General features: G+C 53.0%; 27 protein-coding genes, 1 tRNA gene and 2 pseudogenes. 16 read left to right on the forward strand and 14 right to left on the reverse strand.

Translation table 11 applies throughout. The features are described 5' to 3' along the window. A partial coding sequence (locus Q0711_RS06995; RefSeq protein WP_299042084.1) for a hypothetical protein occupies window positions 1-240 on the forward strand: 240 nt, incomplete at its 5' end. Window positions 241-699: 459 nt separating this feature from the next. Here Q0711_RS06995 and Q0711_RS07000 read toward each other — a convergent pair. Genes Q0711_RS07000 through Q0711_RS07010 form a run of 3 tightly spaced genes read right to left on the reverse strand, consistent with a single transcriptional unit; the run spans window position 700 to window position 4,593 of the window. Further along, the gene (locus tag Q0711_RS07000) at window positions 700-1,638 is read right to left on the reverse strand and encodes a 5'-nucleotidase (protein WP_298615091.1); all 939 of its coding nucleotides are present in this window, start codon (window positions 1,636-1,638) and stop codon (window positions 700-702) included. Next, entirely contained in the window at window positions 1,622-3,496 is a 1,875-nt protein-coding gene (locus Q0711_RS07005) for a tetratricopeptide repeat protein (protein WP_298617812.1), read from the reverse strand. Before Q0711_RS07005 ends, Q0711_RS07000 begins: the two co-directional genes overlap by 17 nt. Further along, window positions 3,493-4,593 carry a glycosyl transferase gene (locus Q0711_RS07010; protein WP_298615096.1) on the reverse strand — a complete coding sequence of 367 codons (1,101 nt, stop codon included), beginning with the start codon at window positions 4,591-4,593 and terminating at the stop codon, window positions 3,493-3,495. The genes Q0711_RS07005 and Q0711_RS07010 overlap by 4 nt, the downstream gene beginning before the upstream one ends. Window positions 4,594-4,878: 285 nt before the next feature. Here Q0711_RS07010 and Q0711_RS07015 point away from each other — a divergent pair, with 285 nt between their 5' ends. Continuing rightward, complete coding sequence (locus tag Q0711_RS07015; protein ID WP_298615098.1) at window positions 4,879-5,376, forward strand: orange carotenoid protein N-terminal domain-containing protein; 498 nt, start codon at window positions 4,879-4,881, stop codon at window positions 5,374-5,376. Window positions 5,377-5,454: 78 nt separating this feature from the next. Continuing rightward, on the forward strand, window positions 5,455-5,871 hold the full coding sequence (locus Q0711_RS07020; protein WP_298617816.1) for a nuclear transport factor 2 family protein: 417 nt from the start codon (window positions 5,455-5,457) through the stop codon (window positions 5,869-5,871). Here the strand turns inward: Q0711_RS07020 and Q0711_RS07025 are convergent. From Q0711_RS07025 to Q0711_RS07035, 3 genes are all read right to left on the reverse strand, one after another. Then, window positions 5,840-6,214, reverse strand: a complete 375-nt coding sequence (locus Q0711_RS07025; RefSeq protein ID WP_298615103.1) for a hypothetical protein — start codon at window positions 6,212-6,214, stop codon at window positions 5,840-5,842. The genes Q0711_RS07020 and Q0711_RS07025 overlap by 32 nt on opposite strands. 81 nt (window positions 6,215-6,295) lie before the next feature. Continuing rightward, window positions 6,296-6,814, reverse strand: coding sequence for a phosphohistidine phosphatase SixA (sixA, locus tag Q0711_RS07030; RefSeq protein WP_298615105.1), 519 nt, complete (start codon window positions 6,812-6,814; stop codon window positions 6,296-6,298). A 34-nt stretch (window positions 6,815-6,848) separates the two neighbouring features. Further along, window positions 6,849-8,108 carry a bifunctional oligoribonuclease/PAP phosphatase NrnA gene (locus Q0711_RS07035; protein ID WP_298615107.1) on the reverse strand — a complete coding sequence of 420 codons (1,260 nt, stop codon included), beginning with the start codon at window positions 8,106-8,108 and terminating at the stop codon, window positions 6,849-6,851. A gap of 113 nt (window positions 8,109-8,221) precedes the next feature. Here Q0711_RS07035 and Q0711_RS07040 point away from each other — a divergent pair, with 113 nt between their 5' ends. Beyond that, a complete protein-coding gene (locus Q0711_RS07040; protein WP_298615109.1) occupies window positions 8,222-9,130 on the forward strand; it encodes a ChaN family lipoprotein in 909 nt (302 codons plus the stop codon). A 1-nt stretch (window position 9,131) separates the two neighbouring features. Here Q0711_RS07040 and Q0711_RS07045 read toward each other — a convergent pair whose 3' ends face one another. Further along, a complete protein-coding gene (locus Q0711_RS07045; RefSeq protein ID WP_298615112.1) occupies window positions 9,132-9,812 on the reverse strand; it encodes a response regulator transcription factor in 681 nt (226 codons plus the stop codon). A 77-nt stretch (window positions 9,813-9,889) separates the two neighbouring features. Between Q0711_RS07045 and Q0711_RS07050 the strand changes: the two genes are divergently transcribed. Continuing rightward, the gene (locus Q0711_RS07050; RefSeq protein WP_298615115.1) at window positions 9,890-10,630 is read left to right on the forward strand and encodes a hypothetical protein; all 741 of its coding nucleotides are present in this window, start codon (window positions 9,890-9,892) and stop codon (window positions 10,628-10,630) included. Here Q0711_RS07050 and Q0711_RS07055 read toward each other — a convergent pair. Next, window positions 10,542-11,345, reverse strand: a complete 804-nt coding sequence (locus Q0711_RS07055; RefSeq protein ID WP_299042089.1) for a hypothetical protein — start codon at window positions 11,343-11,345, stop codon at window positions 10,542-10,544. The two genes, Q0711_RS07050 and Q0711_RS07055, sit on opposite strands and share 89 nt — an antisense overlap. 119 nt (window positions 11,346-11,464) lie before the next feature. Continuing rightward, window positions 11,465-12,157 (reverse strand): hypothetical protein, encoded by a 693-nt coding sequence (locus tag Q0711_RS07060; protein WP_298615119.1) that lies wholly within the window; start codon window positions 12,155-12,157, stop codon window positions 11,465-11,467. 763 nt (window positions 12,158-12,920) lie between these two features. Here Q0711_RS07060 and coaD point away from each other — a divergent pair. Further along, complete coding sequence (gene coaD / locus Q0711_RS07065; RefSeq protein ID WP_298615121.1) at window positions 12,921-13,427, forward strand: pantetheine-phosphate adenylyltransferase; 507 nt, start codon at window positions 12,921-12,923, stop codon at window positions 13,425-13,427. Continuing rightward, a complete protein-coding gene (locus Q0711_RS07070) occupies window positions 13,382-14,020 on the forward strand; it encodes an ATP synthase F0 subunit B (protein ID WP_298615124.1) in 639 nt (212 codons plus the stop codon). The genes coaD and Q0711_RS07070 overlap by 46 nt, the downstream gene beginning before the upstream one ends. Window positions 14,021-14,260: 240 nt before the next feature. Here Q0711_RS07070 and Q0711_RS07075 read toward each other — a convergent pair. Further along, a pseudogene (locus Q0711_RS07075) lies at window positions 14,261-14,502 on the reverse strand (alpha-E domain-containing protein); the annotation flags it as partial. Between the two features lie 57 nt (window positions 14,503-14,559). Here Q0711_RS07075 and Q0711_RS07080 point away from each other — a divergent pair. The 5 genes from Q0711_RS07080 to murQ all read left to right on the forward strand — a co-directional run bounded on the left by Q0711_RS07080 (window position 14,560) and on the right by murQ (window position 17,876). Further along, complete coding sequence (locus tag Q0711_RS07080) at window positions 14,560-14,892, forward strand: DUF565 domain-containing protein (protein WP_298615131.1); 333 nt, start codon at window positions 14,560-14,562, stop codon at window positions 14,890-14,892. After that, the gene (locus tag Q0711_RS07085) at window positions 14,855-15,187 is read left to right on the forward strand and encodes a DUF1877 family protein (RefSeq protein ID WP_298977042.1); all 333 of its coding nucleotides are present in this window, start codon (window positions 14,855-14,857) and stop codon (window positions 15,185-15,187) included. The genes Q0711_RS07080 and Q0711_RS07085 overlap by 38 nt, the downstream gene beginning before the upstream one ends. Before the next feature lie 113 nt (window positions 15,188-15,300). Continuing rightward, window positions 15,301-16,329 (forward strand): pyruvate dehydrogenase (acetyl-transferring) E1 component subunit alpha, encoded by a 1,029-nt coding sequence (pdhA, locus tag Q0711_RS07090; RefSeq protein WP_298615135.1) that lies wholly within the window; start codon window positions 15,301-15,303, stop codon window positions 16,327-16,329. Window positions 16,330-16,383: 54 nt separating this feature from the next. Then, a complete protein-coding gene (locus Q0711_RS07095; RefSeq protein WP_298615137.1) occupies window positions 16,384-16,953 on the forward strand; it encodes a glyoxalase-like domain protein in 570 nt (189 codons plus the stop codon). Beyond that, entirely contained in the window at window positions 16,950-17,876 is a 927-nt protein-coding gene (gene murQ / locus Q0711_RS07100; protein ID WP_298615140.1) for an N-acetylmuramic acid 6-phosphate etherase, read from the forward strand. The genes Q0711_RS07095 and murQ overlap by 4 nt, the downstream gene beginning before the upstream one ends. Here murQ and Q0711_RS07105 read toward each other — a convergent pair. Together Q0711_RS07105 and Q0711_RS07110 are read right to left on the reverse strand one after the other, a co-directional pair. Further along, window positions 17,873-18,169, reverse strand: a complete 297-nt coding sequence (locus tag Q0711_RS07105) for a hypothetical protein (protein WP_298615142.1) — start codon at window positions 18,167-18,169, stop codon at window positions 17,873-17,875. The genes murQ and Q0711_RS07105 overlap by 4 nt on opposite strands. Before the next feature lie 154 nt (window positions 18,170-18,323). Continuing rightward, window positions 18,324-18,408 (reverse strand) — tRNA-Ser (locus tag Q0711_RS07110). Between the two features lie 36 nt (window positions 18,409-18,444). Here Q0711_RS07110 and Q0711_RS07115 point away from each other — a divergent pair. Then, window positions 18,445-19,059 (forward strand): cobalt-precorrin-8X methylmutase, encoded by a 615-nt coding sequence (locus Q0711_RS07115; RefSeq protein ID WP_298615145.1) that lies wholly within the window; start codon window positions 18,445-18,447, stop codon window positions 19,057-19,059. After that, window positions 19,056-20,303, forward strand: coding sequence for a precorrin-6y C5,15-methyltransferase (decarboxylating) subunit CbiE (gene cbiE / locus Q0711_RS07120; RefSeq protein WP_298616993.1), 1,248 nt, complete (start codon window positions 19,056-19,058; stop codon window positions 20,301-20,303). Before Q0711_RS07115 ends, cbiE begins: the two co-directional genes overlap by 4 nt. Here the strand turns inward: cbiE and Q0711_RS07125 are convergent. Beyond that, complete coding sequence (locus tag Q0711_RS07125) at window positions 20,294-20,824, reverse strand: pentapeptide repeat-containing protein (protein WP_298616090.1); 531 nt, start codon at window positions 20,822-20,824, stop codon at window positions 20,294-20,296. The genes cbiE and Q0711_RS07125 overlap by 10 nt on opposite strands. Before the next feature lie 121 nt (window positions 20,825-20,945). On the opposite strand from Q0711_RS07125, the gene Q0711_RS07130 reads away from it, so the two are divergent. Next, window positions 20,946-22,490 (forward strand): SagB/ThcOx family dehydrogenase, encoded by a 1,545-nt coding sequence (locus Q0711_RS07130; RefSeq protein ID WP_298616088.1) that lies wholly within the window; start codon window positions 20,946-20,948, stop codon window positions 22,488-22,490. Then, window positions 22,487-22,933: an Rrf2 family transcriptional regulator gene (locus Q0711_RS07135; RefSeq protein WP_298616086.1), complete on the forward strand. Its 447-nt coding sequence runs from the start codon at window positions 22,487-22,489 to the stop codon at window positions 22,931-22,933. The genes Q0711_RS07130 and Q0711_RS07135 overlap by 4 nt, the downstream gene beginning before the upstream one ends. Before the next feature lie 246 nt (window positions 22,934-23,179). Here the strand turns inward: Q0711_RS07135 and Q0711_RS07140 are convergent. Continuing rightward, window positions 23,180-24,082, reverse strand: a pseudogene (locus Q0711_RS07140) (transposase); the annotation flags it as partial.

Raw genomic sequence — 24,082 nt, forward strand, 5'->3', positions numbered from 1 at the left:
GTCACCGCGCCTGCTACCCACTGCTCGGAAGTGAAATATTTCACCACCAATCGTCAGGGACAGCGGGTCGAAACGGAGTTCCTTGGCCCCAACCGTTCAGCCTTTTTGCCCATTGGTGACAACTGGCAACAGGGGAATCACTCAATTCAAATTGGGGCGATCGGGCGCCAAGGGGGTTGTAATACGGGTACGCTAGGTTCTTGGGGGGTTCAAGTCCGTCCTGTCATTGTTCCCCGCTAATTAGCAATGTACTCCCAGAAACCTGACTCATCCTTATCTATGCAAGGGTCAGTGGCAACAACACTGACCTTTTTTTGTGTGTATGTGTATTTTAGGCTGACTTGGCCGATTTGTTTTGGGAGGGGAGCAACTTTCCGACTGAACCTCCAAGGGCGATCGCCGGTCAAATTGTTGAAAACAATTATATTTGAGGACGTGTGCCATGTGGTTGCGTTGGTTGATATTGGCATTAGTGGTGGCAGGAATGTTGATCGCCCTACTCGATGTCTGCAAAATCTGCCCTGCGCAATGGCGTTCTTAGGGTGGGCAGCGTTGTTACTGCCGGTGGCAAACTTGAACTTGATGATCGCGAGCTAGATGTTTGGGTTGTCCAGATGAATGGGCCTCAGGTCTGCCCATAATAAATGCCGCAAGGATCCTGCCACGATAGCACTGCACCCTTGACCTAGTGAGCTTGACTTAGTGAGGGAGAATGTCACAGTTGCGAACACCAAAGGGGACATGTACTGAGGGAATTGAACCCGCTGCTGATTCTAGATGGGTCAATTGATCATCAAAGAAAATATGTGGCTTGAGTTGCTTGAGCACCCGTAATTTCTCCATACCGCCAAGGAAAAAGGTTTCATCAGGCATGACGCCCCAACTATTGAGGGTGGTGACCACCCGTTCACTGGCAAGGATATTGCGTGCCGTTACAATCGCAATCCGTAACAGCCGCTGATAGCTGGCATCCTGCTGCTCTTTGGCCATCTCCAACTGTTGAAAGGCGGCCAGTTTCCTAAACAGATCACTTAATGGTCCCGGATTGTGGGGAATGTTGGCCTTTTGCAGTTCATGGGCATGAAATTGTTCCAAATCCCCCTGATGAAATACGGCCTCGGCTTCATCATCCGCCAGTACGCCGTCAAAGTCAAAGGCAATACGCAACTCGGCATCCTCTTCATGGTCGGTAATCGGCGAAGGAATGACCATGCCCGCCGGATAGCCCGCTTTGATGGCCTGCTGCACATCCGTTGCATTGGCAGAGAGAAACAGGGACACATTGAAAGCAGGAATGTAGGGATGGGGAGATTTTCCGCCCAAGAAGGCGGCGCGGGTAATGTTCAGACCGTAGTGTTGAATTGAGTAAAAGACCCGCTGACCAGTATCTGGATCATTGCGGGACAGGAGAACCACCTCCACTGGCTCCTGCTCGGGATAGGCGCGATTCAGATTCAAAAAGCGGCGAATAAAGGGAAATGCCACCCCCTTGGGCAGCACATCGTATTTCCTCTCCCGCTGAAATTGGCGGTATTTTTCCGTGCCTTCGTTTTGGAATACTGCATCGGACTCCGTCAGATCAAACAGGGCACTGGAGGCCACAGCAATCACTAATTTGTCCTCAATTGGATACCCCATGGCTGATCCTTGGGTAGCGCGCTTGAAGCGCAGTGCGCAATTGGGCGATCGCCCCTTGCCAATCGTCCCGCTGCGGCTGACGAATTAACTGCGCTGACGGATACCAAGGCGATCGCGACTGCTGCCAAAGCCACCGCCAATCGGCCACAAAGGGCAGCAGAATCCACAGGGGTTTCCCCAGCGCTCCGGCAAGATGAGCCACAGCCGTGTCAATTGTAACCACTGCATCCAATTGTTGGATTAAAAGCGCCGTATCCAGAAAATCCCCCATATAGGACTGGCAGTCAATCACCCCCGCCTGCTGCAGTTGTGCTGCTTCTTCTGGCGATCGCTCCTTTTGCAGGCTATACCACTGAACATCAAATTCCCGCAGCAGCGGTAGGAAGTGCTCAAGAGCGCAGGAGCGCCGAGCCGCGCTTGGCGTTTGACTGCGGGTTGCCCAGACTAGGCCAATCCGAGGTTTAGAAACATGAAAGATGCTGTGGGGTGGGTGGGCCGGCAAAGGGAAATAGGGCTTGAACTTGGGAAAGTGATCCTGATCAATGCCCAAGTAGCGGGGCAGACTCAGGAGAGGGGTGTGATAGTCAAAAGGAGGAGGCGTGTCCTCGGTGCTAATCACCTCAATGCGCGGCAACGTCTGACAAAGACGCAGTAGGGGTGGATAAGCGGCAAAAATGACCCGTTGGGCACGCCGCGCCATGAAGGGCAGGAGGCGCACAAACTGAATACAGTCCCCCAGCCCCTGCTCGCTATAGATAAAAAGCGTTTTTCCCTCAAGAGACTGACCCTGCCAGCGCGGCTGCGGATAGGTGCGCAAGCCACCGCTGGGTTGCTGCCAGCGCCATTCGTATTCTCGCCATCCCTCCTGAAAGTGCCCCAAGAGTAGCAGCACCAGGGCAAAGTTGAGGCGCACGTCTGCCGCTTGGGGGTCTAAGGCAACCGCTTGGCGAAAGTGGTGGAGGGCAGCTTGCGGATTGCCTATTTCCAGAAGCGCGGTGGCCAAGCCGGCGTGGGCAGGGGCATTGAGGGGGTCAAGACTCAGACAGCGTTGGTAGTAACCAATTGCTCCGCTAAAGTCGGCTTCGCTGAGGCAAATTTGACCCAGTTGCAGGAGTGCTTGTTGATGTTTATTGTCCCGCAGTAGGACTTCTTGATAGCGATCGCGCGCCGCTGCGAGGTTCCCCTGGAGCTGCAAAGCATAGCCCAGATTGTAGAGAGCGGCCAGCAGTTCCGGATTGGCGCTCAGGGCCGCTTGAAAGTGGCGAACCGCTGCCTCATAGTTTTTCAGTTCCAGATAGACACTGCCCAGGTTATTGTGGACATCGGCTTGGCCGGCTTCCAGGAAGAGGGACTGTTCATAGCAAGCACTGGCCTCTGTGAGTTTCCCCTGAGAGTGCAGGCACAGTCCCAAGTTATACAACGTCGTGGGCAAGTCGGGATTCAAAGACAGGGCTTGGCGGTAACAGGCGATCGCCTGCTCAGTCTCTCCTAAATCCAGATAGGCATTGCCCAGGTTGCTGTGGGCTTCTACCCACTCCGGCCTAACTTCAAGGGCACGCTGATAGTGAGGCAGAGCCGCGGCCGGCTGCTGAAGGACATCGTGGAGCACAATGGCCAGCCGATAGTGGGCAGGGGCATACCACGGATCAAGGGCGATCGCCTGTTCATAGGCACTTTTGGCTTCTAGGGGTTGCGCCAATTGTTCTGCACTCAAGCCCAAAAGATAGTAGGCTTCTGGCTGGGGGGTTTTCTGAACACTCTGGCGTGCCCACTGCTGTGCCCCCTGCCAGTCCTGTTGCTGATAGAGTTGCCACGCCTTTTTTAGCGGCGAGGCGGTTCGCCATCCAAAAAGACTCACGGTGACGAGTAGGAATGGTTATTCAAATAATAGGCAACGGCGGTGGCAATTGTAGAATTTCCATTGCAGTCTAGGGGAGTCGGGTCTTGGGGCGGCTGCGGTTCTGCCCGCAAAAACTGCCAATTGCCGCTAAAGAATTCTTCATGACTCAGGATTTGATGGTAGTGGTGTGCCTGCAATCCCGCTACCAACACTGGCCCTTCAGCAAAATCATCACGGCGAATCGTTGCCACGGGTACCCCCAAGCGACAAGCCTCTGCGTAGGTACCATAGCCGGGCTTGGAGACCACCCGTCCACAGAGGGGCATGACATCTACTGGACGCAGTTGACGACCACAGAGCTTGATCAGGTTTGGCATGTCCGCCGGTGCAGTGTTGTCAAAGGTGAGGAACTGCCAGTCGGGAAAGTCCCTAAGGGCCGCATAGGGAATTGCTTCTAGACTCAACCCCCCAAAGGTCAGTAAAACCGTGCGATCGCGGGGGGTCACAAGACCAAGGCGCTGCCGCAACTCCGCCGGCTCAAAGCGCGGCTCGGCTCCCGTCAGGCCCACGGGTTCCTTGTGGGGAAAGGCCGCTAGCGGTTCAGCAAAGGGCAGTTGAAACAGGCGATCGCAGCCGCTATAGAGATCACTCACCCAATCCGCAATCTCAACAAAGTCATCCCCAAAGGAGCGATAGATAAAATCCCAGCCAAAATTACTGGCCATCCAGCAGGGCACGCCGGCCGCATGGGCGATCGCGACAGCCAATGGCGGAATATCGGCTAAGACCAACTGCGCCCGATTTTGCCGAATAAACTCGGCCTCTGCGCAGATTAACTCAGGGGCAGCCGCCCGCAGTTCCAAAAGCTTGGCACGGGTTGCCGCCAAATCCATGTGCAGACTATCCCGCTGAACCACCCCCAGATCAAGGGCACGGGGACGATGAATAAATTCCCCCTCCAAATTTGTCTGCAACAACCAATAGGGAGCAGCCGTTACCATTAAGGGCAACAGATCCGGCACCTGACGGCGAATGGCATTCACCAGGGCCGTTGTCCGCGCCACATGCCCAAAACCATGATTGGTGATTGCCACGTAAAGGGTTGGTCGAGCCACAGCCATCATTTTCTGAAAACAGAAGCAATCCTAACATTTGTAACAGTTGCCTCTGTGTGTTCTGGGTATCTTTTTGCCTTGGTTTCCAAAGCAACCCCCTGTTTTGCCCTCGGGAAGGTTGTCGCAAAGTATTTATTTCAATCTATTCTGGGAGTCTATAAAATAGACTTATTGGCGGTATTTATAAAATTCTGTTGCAATTTATGAAGATATGTAACATACTCTTGATTAGGAGGCAGAGATAAGCATGGCAACCTGCTAGACGTTCAATCTCTCTGAAGCTGTATGACCTACACAACCGATACTCGTTTCACACCCTCAACACTGGCCACAGCGGTGCAAGAGGTCACCACTCTCTTCAACTGCCTGAGCGTGGATGACAAACTAGGCCTTCTGTGGTTCATCTACACCGAAACGGGTCGTTCGATTACAGCCGCCGCCCCCGGCACGGCTCGCCTACAACTGGCGGAAGGGCTGCTCAATCAGGTCAAAGCACTCAGTTTTGATGATCAACTGCAATTCATGCGTGACTTGGTGGCCAATGTGGATACCCCTCTCACCCGCGCCTACGGCGTCTTTAGTCCCAACACCAAGCTCGCCTTCTGGTACCAATTGGCAGAACTGATGAAACAGGGGTTTGTGGTGCCCGTGCCCCCCGGTTATACCCTCAGCCGCGATGCCGAGCGCGTGTTTGAAGCTATCAAAGCCCTTGACTTTGGTCAACAAATTACCGTCCTGCGGAATGCCGTGGTCGCCATGGGTGTGGATCCGCTTGCTGTCTAATGAAGATGCCATGGGTTACACAAGGGGGCAACGTGCTCCCTTTTTTATCTCGCTTCAAACCACTGAGGATGTTAAAGAATGCCCCATTCTGTTCAAGGGAGTCCCCTTCTCGGCATTGATGAGCCAACGCTGATTGCCTATTTTGCTGCCCTCAATGACGAACGCTATGAAGAGGTGGCCGCCCTCTTTGCCGAGGAGGGAGTTCTCTATCCGCCCTTTGAGGAGCCGATCATTGGGCGGGGAGCGATCGCCCACTATCTCCACCTTGAAGCCGCGGGTATGCGGGCAGAACCCCGCAAAGGAGAATTGTTGGCACAAGAGGGAACAGAGCGCTGCTATCGGTTAGTGGGCAAAGCTAAACTCCCTCTCTTTAGTGTCAATGTGGCCTGGCAGTTTGGCCTCAATACCGAGAATCAAATCACGTTTGTAAAAGTTGATTTGCTTGCTACCTTGGAGGAACTCTTCAACTATCAGCCTCTGCGTCAGCAGCGCTAGGGGGATTGGCAAAGACTTCCGCTTCTAAGGCTTCGAGGCGATCGCGCAAATTGTGGAGAATGCCAGAATGACTGAGGCGTACCGCTGCCAACTGCTCCCGCAGGCGATCGTAGGTTTCGGGCAGTTGTTGGCGCAGATGAATTACTTCACGGCTAAGAGCATTGACCTGTTGCTCTAACTCTGCCACTCGCTCAGGCAAACGCTCCGTTTGGGCATAAAACTTACAAACAATGTCCACAATTGCCACTTCAAGGCTAGGAAATTGATGCTCCCGCTGATAGGCATCCAGCCAACGGAGAAGATGTGGGGGTAAATGCGCCGTAATGTTCGACTCAGAATTCACAGTTCCATCCTGTGGCAGGCCGTACTTCTATTTTGTCGCTTTAGGGAGAGGGATGGCGCAGCATCGGCAAGATGCCTGTAGTCAGGCAATCCCATTGCTGTTGAGCAAAAACTTGGGAGGTGTCAACCAAAAGAGTTGGCTATTCCCCAAGGGATCGGTTGCGGGCACCTTCAGGCCGATAATGCCCGCCTTCTTGAGTTGGATGTGCCCCAAGGCTTTGCCACAGATGAGCAGTTCTGCCCAGTGACTGAGATTGGGTTCATGACCCACGGCAATCAAAGGCCCTTCATGTTCTTGACGCCAGTGACTGAGCCAATGGAGCCATTCCTGCAAGCTGCCACTCGGCGCCAGCAGCTCAGAAATCATTAAATCGGGGGCAACCCCCACTTCAAGGAGAATTTCTGCCGTTTGCCGTGCCCGCAGCAGCGGTGAGGAGAGAATGAGTTCTGCCTCAATGCCCAGATCCAGCAACCGCCGCGCCATCTGCTGGGTTTTCTTTTCGCCTTTGGCCGTCAGGGGGCGATCGCCATCACTGCCTTCAAAGACCGCCGCTTCAACCGCAATCCCGTGGCGGAAAAAAAAGACCGTTAGTTCCCTCATAAAGGCCTAAAACTTGAGGAGTGGGAACAGTGCCCTACTCCGTACCGTGGAGGACATTGTTCTTGGGATTAACGAGGTGAAGGAGCTTCTGCTTAATCTGGGTATCGTAAACACTCCACTTGAGTTTAGCGTATTCTGGATTTTCATTGAGACCCGACAGGAAGCCCACGGGAATTTCAAACCCGCCGGCTTGGGAGCGACCCCCACCAAAGAAGCGCCCTTGGCCATCCTTACCAAAGGCCTCTTTGATAAATTCGTCAGGATCTAGGGTAATTTTCGTCGTGCGCAGCGAACCAATAATCAGTTCCACCTCTTCATCTTCGTCGTGAACCAGACCATAGACGACAGCGGTGTGAACATTCTCTTCAGTAACAAGGAAATCAGCCGCTTGGGGAATGGCATCGCGGTCTTCATAGCGGATATAGCCCACGCCAGAAATTGAGAAATTGTTGTGAATGGAGCGATTTTTTAGCGATCGCTCGATGACGTCCATCACCTGTTTCGAGCGGTGGGACTGCAAAATGGTGTTCAGCAGTTGATAATCAATAAAACGACTCAGAAAGGCGGCTGCCAGAAAGTCCTCTTCTTTCGCCTGTTTCAGGCAATCGGTGTCGGAGCGTAGGCCGTGCATGAGGGCAGTGGCGCATTTTACGTGAACCGGGTTGCTACTGTCGAGGGTGAGCAGTCCCGCCTGCAGGTATTGGGTAAAGATGGTTGCCGTGGCGCGGGTCGTTGGCCGAATGTCTGTAAACTCGGCTTGAATAGCTTCTTGGAGACTGTGGTGGTCAATAATGGCGATCGCCGGTAGGCCGGCCTCCTGCACCATGGGGAGCAATTGACTGGTGGTGCCTTGGTTGTCAATGAGGACGTAGCCTTGGTAGCAGGAGCAGTCCCGCTGATCCTTATTTTTCGTCCCTTGCACTGACCAGCGCACAAGGGGCATCCCCGTCAGCCGCACCAAGGTAATGTTTTCTTGATGGCTGAGGGTACCGGCGTAGGCAATATCGCACTGAATCTCAAACTGCTCGGCAATGAGCTTATAGGTCCAGGCCGAAGACAGGGCATCGGGGTCAGGAAAATCTTGGAGAATAATCAACTGCCGCGTCCCGCGATGGCGTTCCAACATTTGCCGCAGTGCTTCGGCGCGGGGGTCACTCAAGCGAACTTCCGCCTTCACCACTTCTGTAGAGGTCGTCTCCGATTTCACCAGTGCGTTACCATTCAGTTCAGGATGGGTGGAACTGACGTCACTGGCCGCAGGGTCACTGAGTTTAAGTGGATAGGGAGATTGCATAGGTGTTTCAGGGTTGGATAACGGGGTTGAACCCAATGGGGAACGCACAGAAGATGATTGTCGTTACCACATCGTTAACGACTCCATTTCGATCTTGGCAGATATTTTATCGTTTGGCATCCCCCCTTGGACGGTGTGTGGGTCGCTTAGCGGTGTGGCGGTCTTGGCATCCCTTGGCACTGAGCTTGGCGATCGCCCTCTTTTTGGCGGGAACCTGCAGTGTGAAGGCGCAGCAGGTCTGGCGGGGCAATGAATCAGTTCCTGTGCAAAGAGCCTATGCCGACTGGGAGCAAAAACACATCCTCTATTTGGGTGAGACCCACGATAGGGTGGCCGATCATCAGGCACAAGTACAAATTTTGCAGGAGTTACAGCGGCGGGGTCGCCCACTGGCGATCGCCCTTGAAATGATTCAGCGGCCGTTTCAAGCTGCCCTCGATGCCTACATTGCGGGTGAGATTACCGAAATGGAGTTGCTGGAGCAAACCCAATACGCCCAGCGGTGGGGCTTTCCTTGGTCGCTGTATGCGCCGATTTTTCGCTTTGCCAAGGAGCAGCAAATTCCCCTGATTGCCCTCAATACCCCCAGCGAAATCACCCGCCAAGTGGCCCGTCAAGGCCTAAGGAGCTTAGAAGGAGACGATTTTCGCTATATTCCGCCCCTGACGGACATTGATTTAAGCAACACCGCCTATCGCGATCGCCTGAAGGAAATTTTTACTGCTGCCCATCAAGGGGTGAGTCACAGTCTCAATTTTGACTTTTTTTACCAAGCCCAAGTCCTTTGGGATGAAACGATGGCCAAAGTCATTGCCAAGCATCATCAGCAAGATCCTAATCGCCTGATTGTGGTGTTGACGGGTCGGGGTCACGTTTATTTTGGGGATGGCATTCCCCAGCGGGTACAGCGACGGCTCTCCCCCCACCTCCGCCAAGCCATTATCCTCCTCAACCCCACAGCAACGGAAAAAGCCAAGCCCGGCATTGCCGACTGGTTTTGGCAAAATGATCCCTCCCTCTAAATTAGTCAGCTAAGCCATGTTCAAGGGCAAAGCGTACAAGTTCTGTGCGGCTGCTGGTGCCTGTTTTTACAAAGAGGCGACTCACGTACTTTTCAATATTGCGAACACTGGTATTGAGCTGGCTGGCAATTTCTTTATTCATTAGTCCCTTGACCACCAATTGCAGGACACTGGCTTCGCGGGGGGTGAGATCCAGTTGAAGCGGGGGAGTAGTGGGATTGCGCTTGCCCTGTTGGACGAGCATTGCCCGCAGTTCGGCAATTTGTTGGGCGAGGTTGGCCAAATTGGGTTCTGCCTCATCGCGAGCAGCCGCTTGGCGCCGCAGCAGATTTTTAATAATGGCCACCAGTTCATCGGGGTCAAAGGGTTTGGCTAGGTAGGCATCACAGCCAGCATCATAGCCCTGAATGCGATCGCGCTTCATGCCGCGCGCTGTGAGAAAGATGACAGGAATGTGGTTGAGATGGGGCTGTTGGCGTACTTTTTCCAAAAAGGCATAGCCATCCATCTGCGGCATCATGATGTCTGTAATAATCAGGTCGGGTACATTGGTCTCTAGGTACTCCAAAGCCGCCTGACCATTGGCCACCGCCGTCACCTCAAAGCCACTGTCCTCTAAATAGGCCGTTACCGCCTCGCGCACCCCCGGTTCATCGTCCACCAGCAGTAATTTTGCTGTCATTGCCTCTCTCCTACATCCGTAGAACCCAATCTACCCATGGTTTATTATTATTTGCAGTCTCTGTTTGGAATGTTTTAATGGCCATTATTGTGCTGCGGGCATGGTACCTACCGCAGTATGAACCCCTCGACCAGATCGAGCAACGCCCCCACGATCTACGGCTCAATAAAAGTAGCTTGCTGAAAACAGCATTGCGGGCAGATTTTCTCGATGACTTAGCAACAGTCCAGCGCTCGGAGTGGTTTCAGCGCTATCGCCTTGGCGAAACAGTGGAATTTTACATTGAAGGGAGTGGCAGCTATACAATCGCCAACATTGATATCCTTAGTCACGAAATCTACTTCATCAAGAGCGATCGCCTGAGTTACTTGGAGCCTACCCTCTTTTTCAGTGCCGCAGATAGCCCCAGTAGCGACGAGATTCGCACCGCCCTCAAAGCATTTGTAACCAATACTCCCAGTCGCTTCCCCTTGGAAGTAGTCGAAAGCCCACGCTCAGATACTGCTCCTCTGCGTTTGGATCGTCCCGTGATTACGCAATTGCGTCGCTCGCTCCTGTTTATCGCCGATGGCACAGCGGCTGAGAATGGCCAGTTGCCCCCTCCGATTGCGTTGGAACTCGGCTATGCCCTCGCCAGCAAACGACGGAATCAGATTCTGATCGTTGAGCAGCACTCTGGGAAAAACCTCCCCCTTTCCCTGGCGATTGATCTTCCCAGTCGGCAGCGTGTCATTTATGGAGAGGCCTCGGAGTTAGCAATGCTACTTCCTCCTTGCCTGAGGAACCTACTTCTACCCTTTCAGTTGCTGATGCCTTAGGGGCTGTGGGATTAACCAAGTGACACAATAGGTAGGGGGGTACGCCGGCTGCCAACAGGAGTTGAGGCAAGATGGGCAAGATACGAGAACACTGACGGATAAATTGACAAATCCACTCTTGAAGGATTTTCTGCTGTTGAGGAGTTAACTGTTGATTGCTGCTGTGCAGAAGGGAGTCAGGCTTCTGGAACTGCTCCACCGAAATTTGCGCAAGCCAACTCTGCTGTGGACGGGTAGCCAACCAATAGTTTTTTACAATCATTTTGCCAAGGTAGCGGCCGGCAACGGCGGTGATAGTCTGAAAATACCGGTAGTATTCTTCTAAGGTTGTTGCTTTATTAGTTTTTGTGGAAATTTTTGTGGATGAATCCACACCTTCTTGGGTATTGGCCACTTGGCTAAAAAATGCCATCATTTCCGTCAAGGCATTGTTGGAAACCGGCAACTGGATGCCCAGCAATTCAAAAATTCTATCCTCGATCTTTTGCAGTTGCTCACTTTGGGATGGCTCACTATTCTTAAGTTTTTGATGTAATTCAGCAAGGAATTCTAATTCATTGATTTGTGGATGAGTTAGATGCTCTAGCTTAAGATAAGCATCGGCACTTTCTTCTCCATTGTTCCTGCAATTCCTCCCTTTGTCTTGAAGGGCTGGCTGAGCTAACAGTAGCTTTCTTAGGTAGTAGCGAGCAAAAGGAGAAATTGACATGTTCATAGGAACCTCCGACTTTGAACAAAACAGGAAACACCTCAAGATATTTTTTTGATATTATCATTTGTTTTTATATCTTCTGTCTCCCTCTAAAGAAGCCAGTTTTAGGCATCACCTAAGGATCAACGAATAAGCTCGTAGAGCAAGTGGGAAGGAATCCCCGCTGCCAAGAGAAGGCGCGGCAGCGTGGGCAGCACGCGACAGCAATGCTGAATAAAATCACGAATCCATCGCTGCAAGGTTTCTGCTTCATGGTTAGTTAAAAGTTGATCATGGGGCGTGAAGTTACGGTTGTGGAACTGATCTACTTGAATTTTTGCCAGCCAGCTTTCACGGGGTTGTGTCAATAGCCAATAGTTAGTGACAATCATTTTGCCAAGGTAGCGCACTGTTACTTCTGTAATTCGCCGACAGTATTCGTAGTAATCAGCAAGGTTTACAGATTCATAGTTCACACTGCGCCTAGGGATCTGCTCTTGGGTTTTCGCAACCTGACTAAAGAAAGACATCAAATCTGCTAAAGCATTGTAAGAAACAGGCAGTTCAAGACCAATGAGGTCAAAAATTTTCTGCTCAATCTGTTGAAGCTGCTGGGTTTGATGTGGCTCGTTAACCTTTATTTTTTGATGTAACTCAATGAGAAATTCTAGCTGATTAATTTGTGGATATGTTAAATGATCTAAGTGGATGTAACGCTCTAGGTATTTTTCCTCAATGCCCAGTGGATGTGTGTCACGGTTCACATAGGACTGAATGGCGGGATGTTCTGCTAGTAAGCGCCGCAAATAGTGGCGACTAACCGGGGAAATATTCATAGCAGGAACCCTCATAATCAGGACGGTACATAGCACCAAAAAGCGGAGAGGCACGTGATATGTGCGTACTTTCGGATGTGCAAAAAGAAAATAAATAAAGGATGGCGCTTAATACTTATTTAACAAACGCAGTAGCTGGGGAAGTGAAGTGAGTTAATAAAACTAAATAGTTATTCAAAAAACTAATGATCATCCAGGAATACCAATCACTTTAGGTTTAGAGGTTAATTTCCTGTATTCAAATGAAAGTGTGCCCTCGAATCGAAGAGAACCTTAAGTGTGCGTTTTATCAAATACATTTTTGTTATAAATGCTGAGATCTGGGGTCGTCAAGTATTGGCTGATACAAACAGTTGTTCAGTCACCATTCTGTAACATAGCCACTACATGACACTGCAAAATTTAAGAAACTGTTTACAATACTTTACATTAAGCCGAAATTTGGTAGCTAGGACTACAGCTGATGTCGGTAAAGTTGTAATAATAATTTATCTTTTTATATTGCGATTACAGTTTTTACATTAAATTTTTATTAATTGCAGTTGCTCTATTTCTGCACAGGTGTAGGGATCATTACATTTCCCTTGGGGGTATTGGTTGCAGAGCCGATAGTGAAGATACAGTGCTTTTGAAAAAAATTCTGAGCGATCGCGGAGGGTCTGCCGATCTAGCAAGGGTATGCGCTGCTCCTAGAAATCGGCGATGATCGTCTTACGCATTCCCTCGATGCTGTTTAACGTCTCATCTTGTCATTGAGCTGCTTATGCTTGCTGTTTATCCCGGAAGCTTTGATCCCATTACCCTAGGGCACTTGGATATTATTGAGCGGGGGGCTCGTCTGTTTAGCGAAGTCATCGTCGCGATCGCCCACAACCCCCAGAAGAAAGCTCTCTTTAGCGTCAGCCAACGCATCAAACAAGTCCAGGCGGCAACAGGCCACCTGAAAAATGTACGGGTGGATGCCTTTGATGGCCTGACGGTGGAGTACGCGCGATCGCAACGGGCAACGGTTCTCCTGCGAGGGCTGCGGGTTCTGTCGGACTTTGAATATGAACTTCAGATGTCCCACACGAATAAAAGCCTCTGGCCAGAAATTGAAACCGTGTTCCTCACCACGTCCAATGAGTATAGTTTCTTAAGTAGTAGCTTAGTAAAAGAAATTGCCCGATTTGGCGGTAATGTTCGTCATCTAGTACCAGCCACCGTTGCCAAGGATTTAGAAGCATGCTTTACTCAAACGCCGATCCCATCTCCACCAACACTGCAGTAAACGAGGCCTGTAATGTTCCTTCGACCTCCTTGCAACTGCTGCAACAACTGCAAAAGCTGGAAGAACTGATCATTCTCGAAGGGACGAAGATCCCACTGACGGGGCGCAAGCTCATTGACGAAGAGCAGCTCCTTAACCATTTAGCGCAAATTGAGCAGGTCATTCCTGAATCGGTCACAACGGCTCAGCGGATTCTCAATCAGCGAGATGAGATCATTAAACAAGCCCAGCACCGTGCCCAAGAAATTATCCGCGCCGCAGAGCAACGCGCTGCCCAAATTGCCGATGAACTACGGATTCGCCAGCAAGCGGAACTAGAAGCCCAGAAAATCCGCCAGCAGGTGCAGCAAGAAGTGGAGTTCATGCGCCAGCGTGCGATTGAGGAAATCAATTTACTACGGCAAAACACGGAAAAAGAACTCGCCCATCTGCGCCAACTGACCCGCCAGGAGTGCCAAGAGCGGCAACAGGAAGCCGATGCCTATGCCGATCGCACCCTTGCGGAAATGGAACGCCAGCTCAAGGAAATGCTAGCGGTGATTCAAAACGGGCGCCAATACCTCAGGCAGCATCAAGCCCACCGTCAGCCCTAGGGAAGTCTCTAATTTTGTTGGCCGTTTTTAGGGATCTTATATCAGATAACCAGGGGGCGATCGCCCCAGACAGGAACAAATACGGCCGCTCTAGCCTCAGCTCAATTAAAATTGTTACCCTAGGCAATCTATAGAGACCCTAAAGCAAAGAACGTTTGAAAAATCTGCCTATCCACTTCATTCATCTGCTGCTGCACGTGCTCGAGGAACTCATGCATGCCTTGATGAAGAATCCCATCAATTGCCAAAAGGAAGGAAGCGAATCACATTTTCGGCAGTAGTAATGCCATAGTATTCCTGAAAGAAAAAAAGGGCAAATTCCCTGTTATTGATACCAGAGGATGCCATTGACTCAAAAGGCGCATGGGCAAATCCAGTCGCTTCTTCAAGTTCAGAGCCACATCAACAAAGCGCGCAATATTCTCCGCCCGCTCAATGTAGGGATTTAACCAATAGAGCGCATCGGCAACACGACTTAGCATATACTGGCAAGCATTGACTTTCTGCCCACTGTAGCAACCTTAGCCCATCTTGAGTATATGCAGCAAACCCGCCTCAATACCCTGCTTGATCGCTTGGGCGCTGGAATTCAGGAGCAGTTAAAAAATCCGTGGCGACGGCTGGCAACCCTCAGTATTGCGGTTCTCTTTGGCATATTTTTAGGCTTGGCGGTTTCCTCTAGCGCGGGTCAACTGGGTTACTTAGACATTCTCGCCTCCTCCATTGTGGTAATTGTTGCTGAAGTGGTTAGTGCCTTGTTCTATGGCGATCGCTGGAAATTGCGGCAGACGCTCTTTGGCGAAATTCTCAATGCCGTGAAGTTTGGTCTCCTCTATGGCTTGTGCCTCATTGCCTTCCTTTTGGGCAGTTAGGTGTTACTCCCCCAAAGGGGGAACAGAAGTTACCTCTGAAGACTGGCCGGAGAGGGCGCCCCGTCTCCTCAATCGCCGGCAGGTGGAGGCTCGGCCTCAAACACTGCAATCTGTGACTGAAACGGCCCTAGCACAACGTTTTAACCCACAGGCAATGGCTGCCGCCCACATCTCTCCCACCTCCTTTTGGAGCCGCAGCCGGCAAGAGGCTTGGCAACTGCCTTGGCAATCCCATAGCGATCTACAGGACTTTTTAGCAAGCGCAGAGCAGCAAGGGGCAGGGGGACTGATTTAGTTTGATTAAAAGAATCCTCTATTTAGCAGGCATAATTTGAGTAAAATAGGGGGATGCCAACGGCGGCTTGCCCTGTTGGTACGGCGTTTACCCTAGGTTGATCACTGCCTGCTATGGTTCAAGAGCGTAGTCTGCCCTCTTTGTCCATTCCCCAAACTACGATTACCCGCGAGCAAGGGTTAATGCTCTATGAAGATATGGTACTGGGGCGCACCTTTGAAGATAAGTGTGCCGAAATGTACTATCGGGGGCGGATGTTTGGCTTTGTCCACCTCTACAACGGTCAAGAAGCTGTCTCCACAGGCGTGATCAAAGCTATGCGTTCTGATGATTACGTGTGCAGTACCTATCGCGATCACGTCCATGCCCTCAGTGCCGGTGTTCCTGCCCGTGAGGTGATGGCCGAACTCTTTGGCAAGGCCACAGGCTGTAGCAAGGGTCGAGGTGGCTCAATGCACTTATTTTCCGCCAAGCACAATTTCTTGGGGGGCTTTGCCTTCGTAGCTGAGGGCATTCCCGTAGCACTGGGCGCCGCGTTTCAGACGATGTACCGCCGTCAAGTGATGGGCGATGCCCAGGCTGATCAGGTTACAGCTTGTTTCTTTGGCGATGGTGCCACCAATAATGGCCAGTTCTTTGAGTGCTTGAATATGGCGGCACTCTGGAAATTGCCGATTCTGTTTGTGGTGGAAAACAACAAGTGGGCGATCGGCATGGCCCATGAGCGCGCCAGCTCCCAAACGGAAATTTACAAGAAGGCCAAGGTCTTTGGCATGGTGGGCGAGGAAGTGGATGGCATGGATGTGCTGGCAGTGCGCACCGTAGCCGAGGCAGCGATCGCCCGTGCCCGTGCGGGTGAAGGCCCTACCCTGATTGAAGCCTTGACCTACCGTTTCCGCGGTCACTCGCTCGCCGATCCCGATGAACTGCGCTCCAAAGAAGAGAAAGAATTTTGGCTGAAGCGCGATCCCATCAAAAAGCTGGGTGCTTACCTTGTGGAGCAAGAACTTGCCACTCACGAAGATCTGCGTGCCATTGAGCAAAAAGTACAAGCCATTGTCGAGGATGCGGTGGCCTTTGCCGAGGAAAGTCCTGAGCCGCAGCCCGAAGAACTCTACGACTATATCTTTGCCGATGAATAACCTAGGATGAGTTCTGTTGACTACAATAAAAGGAAACTTTTCTAGAACATTGGCATGCTGTTGACTCCTCCTTTGTTTGCTTGGCTGGATGGTCTCTGGGATGGGGTATTCTCCACCCAAGGGATCATGATCATGCTGCTGATGGGCTACGCAGGGGCAATGTGGCTCTTTTTGTCCAGTGCCCCCAAAGTCTATACGATCATGGTTTCGGATCTGGAGCACGCGCAGCAGTTCTACGAGCAGGAGTTAAACTTACCCATTGCCGAGGTGCCGCTGCACTATTACTACAACTATGAGCAAACCCTTGGTGTGGCCTCGCTGGATCCCCTCTATGTGCCCTCGGCTTTGAGCTACAGCAGCCCCAAGCGCCCTAGCCCCGGTGATGGTCTATGGTACCAACTCAAGAAAAACACGCAACTGCACGTGATTAGCGGTGCCAGCAAGGGGGAACGCAACCGTCAGCGCCATGTCTGCTTTGACCGGGAGTGCTTGGAACTCCTGTTGCAGCGGATTCAACGGCGGCAGTTGCGCTACAAACTGCGCAGCGATCGCCCCCTCAATTTCCTTGTGAAGGACTACGAGGGCACCGTGATTGAAATGGCAGAAATTTCAGCACGGCCATGACAGCCCACTCAGAACTCCCCAATCGTGGCCATCTCTTAACCGAGCAGGTTAACCCCGCCAGCCAGCATCTGGATCAGCTCACTCCCCTAGAACTGGTTGATCTCTTTAATCGCGAAGATGCCCAGACCCTAAAGGCAATTGCCCAAGCGCGGGAAGCTCTAGCCCAAGCCATTGCCGCCACCGCAGACCGTCTCCGCCAAGGAGGTCGGCTTTTTTATGTGGGGGCAGGCACCAGTGGTCGCTTGGGGGTTTTAGATGCTGTCGAATGTCCACCCACCTTTTGTACCCCTCCTGATTTGGTGCAGGGCATTCTGGCGGGGGGAGAAGCAGCCCTTGTGCGCAGCTCCGAAGGCCTTGAGGATCGCTACGAGGATGGGGTGGCGGTGGTGGGCGATCGCCAGATTACTGCCCAAGATGTGGTGATTGGCATTACCGCCGGGGGCACGACTCCCTATGTGCATGGCGCCCTCGATGCCGCTCAAGCAGTGGGGGCACTGACGGTCTTTATCGCCTGCGTTCCCTCGGAGCAGGTGCAGCGGGCTGCCGACATTGACATTCGTCTGCTGGTAGGGCCTGAACTCCTGGCGGGATCCACCCGTTTGAAAGCCGGTACGGCCACAAAAATGGCACTGAATATCATTTCCACCGGCGTAATGGTGCAGTTAGGCAAAGTCTATGGCAACCGCATGGTGGATGTGGCGGTCACAAATCGTAAGCTCTTGGATCGTGCCCTGCGGATTCTTACGGATCTCACAGGGATTGACCGCGCAGCAGCAGCAGATCTCCTTGAACGCAGTAGCTACCACGTGAAACGTGCCCTGCTCATGCATTGGACAGGATTAGATGCCCTTGCCGCTCAAGCCCTATTGCAGCAATACAATGGCCAGCTTCATGCTGCCAAGCAGGCTGCCAGCCCCCGCTAAATGCCAACCCGGAAACCAATGCCGCGGCGGCGGGGTTCCTCAAATTGCCGATATACTTGGGGAGCAGGGCGAGGCGGTACAGGGGCAATCTCTAAGCTGTTTTCAATTTCCACCTTATCTCGCACCTGTTGTAGGACGTTGATGGTTGCGGTAGAATCTGCCGCCGACTGCAGGGCCGATCGCAAGTCAGGGCTAACCTGAATCGTGCCAATGGCATTGGAATCTGCAACGGCTGGTGCGGCAGCAAGGGTGCCAACCATCAGCACCAAAGGAAGTGAGGAGAAACGCATCATCCAGACCCCTCGATAGCGGTAGAACTTAGACCCTTAAACCCTCTAGCTATGCGATGACTGCCATTGAGTTTCTTCCTTAATTTTAGCTCGGCTACTTCCCTCCGCCGCCTTGCAAGGGGCGCCCTCAAGTACAAGCAAAGTAATAAACTTAGAACGGAGAGAGAGGGATTCGAACCCTCGGTGAGTTGCCCCACACAGCATTTCCAGTGCTGCGCCTTCGACCACTCGGCCATCTCTCCTAGTTTAGGCAGTTTTGCTATTCTATCAAAAGTCCCGTGTCTTTGCTACATCCCATTGCCGAGGCCAGTTTTGCTATCATTGATCGGGAGATCGGCGCTCACAATTTCGATCCCCCTAGCTATGCAATTTTGCGGCGGATGATCCATAGCACCGCCGATTTTGAGTTAAAGGAACTGTTGGAAATTTCGCCGGGGGCGATCGCCCACATGACTCAAGCTTTGCGCTCAGGCGTGCCGATTATTACGGACGTGGCCATGGTCAGTGTGGGTATTCAAACAATGGTCAGCCGTACCTTTCAAAACCCAATTATTACCGCGCTGGATGATGGCAGCCACACTGCTGCTGGTCAAACCCGCAGCGCCGCAGGAATGATTCGGGCTTGGGAACAATGGCCCTCTGGTCTGTTTGTAATCGGGAATGCGCCAACGGCGCTCTTGGCTCTGTGCGATCGCCTGCAAGAGACCCCTGTACCTCCGGCGGGCGTTATTGGGGTTCCCGTGGGCTTTGTCAACGTGGTGGAGTCAAAGACTGCCTTGGCACAACTCCCTGTGCCCCAAATTCGCGTTGCCGGTCGCAAGGGGGGATCCCCTGTGGCAGCAGCAATTGTGAATGCCCTCCTAGAGTTGGCCTATAGCGAGGAGCCGGTGTGACCCCAATTCATGTGGTGGGCATTGGCCTAGAGGGTCTGGCAGGCTTGGGGAAAATAGCTCAGGAAATTATTTATAAGGCTACGCTCTTGGTGGGGAGCGATCGCCATTTGCAGTTAATTCCAGAGGGAGACACCCCCCGCCTCTCTTTACGGGACTTTCATGCCACTCTCAAGGCGATACAAACCCACTTGGCAACAACCTCTGACCCCCAGGTGGTCATTCTCACCAGTGGCGATCCTCTGTTTTACGGGTTGGGACGCTGGCTCTTGGAAGTCTTTGCCCCCGAGCAGCTGACGTTTCATCCCCACCTGAGTGCGGTGCAGTTGGCCTTTAGCCGGCTCAAGCTCCCTTGGCAAGATGCGGTCATCTACAGTGCCCATGGTCGCGATTTGGCGGGGTTGGTGCCCCTGTTGCAGCGGGGGGTGGCAAAAATTGCCATTTATACCGATGGCGAAGCCGATATTGCGGCCATTAGCCGCTTATACCAAGCCTTGCACCTGCCTGTGACCTATCGGGCGTGGGTGTGTCAAGCCCTTGGGAGCGAAGACGAAGCCATTCTCCCCTGGGACTTAGCCCAACCGGTGAGGGAACTGCCGCCCGTCCATCCCTTGAATCTGGTGGTGCTCCTGCGGCAACCCCAGCGCCTGCCCCCCAGGGAACAGCCTATTCTTGGCCTAGGGGATGATCAATTTTTCACGTTTAGCGATCGCCCCGGCTTGATGACCAAGCGGGAGGTGCGGGTACTGGCCTTGGCGGAATTGGCTCTCACGAAGACTGTAGAAACCGTTTGGGATGTGGGCGCCGGCACCGGCAGTGTAGCTGTGGAAATAGCTCGCCTTGTCCCCCAAGCCACCATCTATGCCATTGAAAAAACTGCCATCGGCTTTCAACTCATTGAACGCAATCGCAAACTTTTTGGCCTCGGTAATCTCCTGCCCCTCCAAGGGGAAGCCCCCCAGTGCCTCAGTGGCTTACCGCCACCCGATCGCGTGTTTATTGGCGGCAGTGGTGCTCAGTTACTGGCTAATCTAGACTTTTGCTGGTCGCAGTTGAAACCCGGTGGGCGTCTCGTACTGGCGATCGCCACCCTCGAACACCAAGGCCAAGTTCTCCAGTGGTGTCAGACCCATCAACTCCGCCCCCAGCTTCTGCAGGTGCAAATTAGCCGCTCGGTTCCCCTCGGGCAAGGCCACCGCCTCCAGCCCCTCAATCCCGTTACCTTGATTACCCTCAGTCAGGGATAGAAATAGCCATCGGGATAGATGGTGGTGCGATCGCACACAGCAACCGATAGATCGGCGCCCGTGGCCCGAAAAAAGTTACAACGCTGCACCTGCGCTTCCCTTAAGTCTGCCTGCTCTAAATTAGCCTGTTGCAGGTTTGCCCCCCGCAGATTCGCCTGTCGTAAATTGGCATAGCGCAAATCCGCCCCCTGCAGATTCGCCCCTTGTAGGTTTGCCCGTTCCAAATTGGCCGTCCGCAAATTGGTTCGCACCAGGCTGGCGCCCTCAAGATTCGCTGCCGTCAGATTGGCTTGATACAACTGAGCATCCCCTAATTCACTGTGGCGGAGGTTGGCAGCCGTTGCCTGAATGCGATTTAACTGGCAATAGGGCAAATAGGCATTCTCTAGATTACTGTTGCTAAAATCGGCCTCGCTCAGGTTGGTGTCAAAGAGACTCAGACCCGTCAGATCCCTTCCTCGAAAATCCCGTTCCCCCGCTGCGTAGGCTGCCAATAGTTCCTCATTGCTCAATTTGGCCATAATGGTATAGAGAGTGTTGTATTGTGACTAAGTATTTCTACCTAAACCTTTCTGACTGTACGGGAAGTTATTGGCCAAGTTCACATTCCTTAATGCTTTCTTAACTTGGTGAGGCACCACAATGGGGGTTCAACCGCTTTCTCTGGCACAGCACTACCACGAACGCACCAAGTATGCCCCTGAAAACTTAGCCCAACAGGCTACACCGCTGGATTTTAGTCGCCAGCCCAGCCCCTTCAAAACCTATCCTCTGGGTCATTCCTTTTCCCTAAAGCCCTTTTTAGAACCTGAGAAGGGAACAGCCCACCCCCATTGGCAGCGACTCTCACGGTTGTTGTACTGTAGCTATGGCATTACCGGGGTGGTTCCCTATCCAGATCAGCCCTTTTATATGCGGGCAGCCCCCTCCGCCGGTGGGCTATATCCGGCGGAGATCTATCTCCTCACGCGCAACGATACCGCCATTCCCGCCGGCATTTACCACTACCAAGTGAAAGACCATGCCCTTGGGCAGGTGTGGCAAAGCTACTCTTGGTCGGCATTACAGGCTGCCTGTCTGTGGCATCCGGCGTTGGAAAGGACGCACGTTGCCCTGATTGTCACCGCGGTTTTCTATCGTTCCGCTTGGCGCTATGGCGATCGCGCCTATCGCCGCATTTGTCTCGACATTGGGCATCTTTTGGGGAATGTGGAACTGGCCGCCAATATCAATGACTTTCGCGCTCACTGCATTGGTGGTTTTGTGGATGCCCAAATGAATGAACTCCTCTATCTCAATCCGGAGCAGGAGGGGGTGTTGGCGGTGGTGGCTCTTGCCAATTTGCTAGAAGTGGAAGAAAACTTACCCCCCTTTCCCTCTGCCTTACCCTCTGCCACCTGCTATGACTACGGGGCGATCGCCAGTGGTGAGTTGCTCAAGGCCTGTCACCGTGCCAGTGCTCTGGTCAACAGTGAGATTATCTACGGCATGGCTAAAGCAGAAACAACCGTTGCCAAAGGCAGTATGGAAGTGCCTGCTGAACCCGCCCCCGGTAAATATAACTTCCCCTTTGGCCTGCGGGTAAGTTTGAGCAAACCCCTCATTCATTGGCAAGACAATTTAGCCGCTCTTGAGCAGACCATGCTTCAGCGGCGCTCCACCCGGCGGTACAGTGGCCAAGGGATTGAGAGGGATGAACTGGCGGCTCTCCTCACCTTTGCTTACCATCCTCAGGACTATCGCGAACAAGGACTGGACGAAGCCCCCAGCTTCTTTGACCTGACCTTGGTGGAAACCTTTATTGCGGTGACGCGGGTCAGGGATCTCGAGGAGGGCTGCTACTACTACGCTGTGGCCGAGCATGAGCTGCGCCAGATTCGCTTCAAGAATTTTCAAGAACAGTTGCATTTCCTCTGCCTCAATCAAGATCTGGGGCGCGATGCCGCAGTGGTGATTTTCCATACCGCCAATCTGGAACGGGCGATCGCCCGCTATGGGGAACGGGCCTATCGCTACCTGCACATGGATGCCGGTCACCTCGGACAGCGGCTGAATTTAGCCGCCACCGCTTTGGGGTTAGGGGTCAGTGGCATTGGCGGTTTCTTTGACGATCAGGTCAACGATCTTCTGGGCATTCCCCCCGAAGAGGCAGTTTTGTACATTACCACCATCGGTAAAGCAGCGTGACCCTCACCACCCGTGGCCACTACAGTATCAAGGCGCTACTGGATTTGAGCTTATTGCCCAACTATGGGCCTGCCTCCGTACGTGCCATTGCTGAGCGGCAAAAGATTCCTGCCCCCTACCTAGAAAAACTCTTGATTGAATTGCGGCGCGCAGGCTTGGTGCGATCGCTGCGGGGTGTCTATGGGGGTTATCAACTTGCCCGTCCCCCCGCCGCCATTTCCCTGCGGGACATTCTCACTGCCGTTGGTGAGTCGCCGACCCCCCTGTTTTTGCACCCCCCCCAACCGGAAGATGGCACAGCGGATTGGGTGACCTTGAGTCTCTGGCAACGTCTGCACCAAAAACTGCAGGATGCCTTGGCCGGTATTTCCCTAGAAGATTTGTACTTTGATGCCCGCAGTTGGCAAGCCGCCCAAGGGGATGGAGCCACATTTGTGATCTAGGCAATCTAAGCAGAGAACATCTCACAGGGGGAGGAAACATCCATTTGACATCCTCCCCAGCCTGAAGACCAAAGTACTGCACCCAAGCGTGGTATCAATCTACACTTGACTCACTGCGACGGGTTCCTGCTTCCCATCGCCCGCGCGATTCGATCCCCAGGCCATGCGGGTTCTCTCGCCGGATTTCCATCCCGTAAGACAGGAGGTTGATGCACCGACCCAATCGGCACTGGACTCGAAACCCTATGCCACGCCCAAAAACCGCCCTTGTGTTTGGCGGTTGTCCCCTGACACATGACCACAGCACGGACAGGTGCGAGTTGTGTTCTGGGGTGCCACTACCACCAACCAGTCGCCCTGCCAAGCCAGCTTGTAGCTCAGTTGGCGGCGGAACTCGAACCAGCCTTGATCCAGGATGGACTTGTTCAGTCCAGCCTTGGCCCGAACGTTTCTACCCGGTTGTTCGGTCGTGCCTGCCGTTGACTTGGACATGTTCCGTACCTGCAAGTCCTCAATACACACCATCACGTGGTTTTTGCTGATTGCGGTCGAGGTCTTGTTCAGGAAGTCGCGGCGGGTGTTGGCAATGCGGGCATGGATGCGTTGAACTTTGGCTTTGGCTTTCCTCCAGTTGTTGCTGAACTTTACCTTGCGGCTCATCACTTGCTGCGCCTTGCGCAAGTGCGACTCATGCCGCTTGAAGCTGTGGAGCGGCGCGTAGAACGTGCCGTCCGAGAGCGTGGCGAATCGGGCAATGCCCATGTCGATACCGACTGCACCACCCTGCGGAATGGGTTGCTCAACCTCGCGCTCCGTCTGGATGCTCACGAACCACTTGCCGCACGACTGGCTCACTGTGATGTTCTTCACCACGCCCAACACTTCGCGGCTGTTGCGATAACGAATCCCGCCCAGCTTGGGCAGAAACCAGCGGCTGTTGGCTTGGTCGAGCTTGATCTGTTTCGGGTCGGGATAGCGGAAGCTGTCCGACCGGCCTTTCTTCTTGAAGCGCGGGAAGTCGGCTCGCTTGGCGAAGAAGTTGCTGTAGGCCCGTTCCAAGTCCTTGAGCGTCTGTTGCAGCGGATGCACCGGCGCATCCGCCAGCCACTGGGTATCGGCGCTGTTGCGCCACTCGGTGAGCAGCTTGCA

Origin of the sequence: uncultured Thermosynechococcus sp. (assembly GCF_937958135.1) — a bacterium.
In the GTDB taxonomy this organism is placed as follows: Bacteria; Cyanobacteriota; Cyanobacteriia; order Thermosynechococcales; family Thermosynechococcaceae; genus Thermosynechococcus.

What these genes read in the sequence shown, in the direction of transcription:
- Q0711_RS07000 (WP_298615091.1), bottom strand. Translation starts at nt 1,638, where the DNA reads ATGGGGTATCCAATTGAGGACAAATTAGTGATTGCTGTGGCCTCCAGT.
- Q0711_RS07015 (WP_298615098.1), top strand. Translation starts at nt 4,879, where the DNA reads ATGACCTACACAACCGATACTCGTTTCACACCCTCAACACTGGCCACA.
- Q0711_RS07020 (WP_298617816.1), top strand. Translation starts at nt 5,455, where the DNA reads ATGCCCCATTCTGTTCAAGGGAGTCCCCTTCTCGGCATTGATGAGCCA.
- sixA (WP_298615105.1), bottom strand. Translation starts at nt 6,814, where the DNA reads ATGAGGGAACTAACGGTCTTTTTTTTCCGCCACGGGATTGCGGTTGAA.
- Q0711_RS07035 (WP_298615107.1), bottom strand. Translation starts at nt 8,108, where the DNA reads ATGCAATCTCCCTATCCACTTAAACTCAGTGACCCTGCGGCCAGTGAC.
- Q0711_RS07045 (WP_298615112.1), bottom strand. Translation starts at nt 9,812, where the DNA reads ATGACAGCAAAATTACTGCTGGTGGACGATGAACCGGGGGTGCGCGAG.
- Q0711_RS07050 (WP_298615115.1), top strand. Translation starts at nt 9,890, where the DNA reads ATGGCCATTATTGTGCTGCGGGCATGGTACCTACCGCAGTATGAACCC.
- Q0711_RS07055 (WP_299042089.1), bottom strand. Translation starts at nt 11,345, where the DNA reads ATGAACATGTCAATTTCTCCTTTTGCTCGCTACTACCTAAGAAAGCTA.
- Q0711_RS07060 (WP_298615119.1), bottom strand. Translation starts at nt 12,157, where the DNA reads ATGAATATTTCCCCGGTTAGTCGCCACTATTTGCGGCGCTTACTAGCA.
- coaD (WP_298615121.1), top strand. Translation starts at nt 12,921, where the DNA reads ATGCTTGCTGTTTATCCCGGAAGCTTTGATCCCATTACCCTAGGGCAC.
- Q0711_RS07070 (WP_298615124.1), top strand. Translation starts at nt 13,382, where the DNA reads ATGCTTTACTCAAACGCCGATCCCATCTCCACCAACACTGCAGTAAAC.
- Q0711_RS07080 (WP_298615131.1), top strand. Translation starts at nt 14,560, where the DNA reads ATGCAGCAAACCCGCCTCAATACCCTGCTTGATCGCTTGGGCGCTGGA.
- Q0711_RS07085 (WP_298977042.1), top strand. Translation starts at nt 14,855, where the DNA reads ATGGCTTGTGCCTCATTGCCTTCCTTTTGGGCAGTTAGGTGTTACTCC.
- pdhA (WP_298615135.1), top strand. Translation starts at nt 15,301, where the DNA reads ATGGTTCAAGAGCGTAGTCTGCCCTCTTTGTCCATTCCCCAAACTACG.
- Q0711_RS07095 (WP_298615137.1), top strand. Translation starts at nt 16,384, where the DNA reads ATGCTGTTGACTCCTCCTTTGTTTGCTTGGCTGGATGGTCTCTGGGAT.
- murQ (WP_298615140.1), top strand. Translation starts at nt 16,950, where the DNA reads ATGACAGCCCACTCAGAACTCCCCAATCGTGGCCATCTCTTAACCGAG.
- Q0711_RS07105 (WP_298615142.1), bottom strand. Translation starts at nt 18,169, where the DNA reads ATGATGCGTTTCTCCTCACTTCCTTTGGTGCTGATGGTTGGCACCCTT.
- Q0711_RS07125 (WP_298616090.1), bottom strand. Translation starts at nt 20,824, where the DNA reads ATGGCCAAATTGAGCAATGAGGAACTATTGGCAGCCTACGCAGCGGGG.
- Q0711_RS07130 (WP_298616088.1), top strand. Translation starts at nt 20,946, where the DNA reads ATGGGGGTTCAACCGCTTTCTCTGGCACAGCACTACCACGAACGCACC.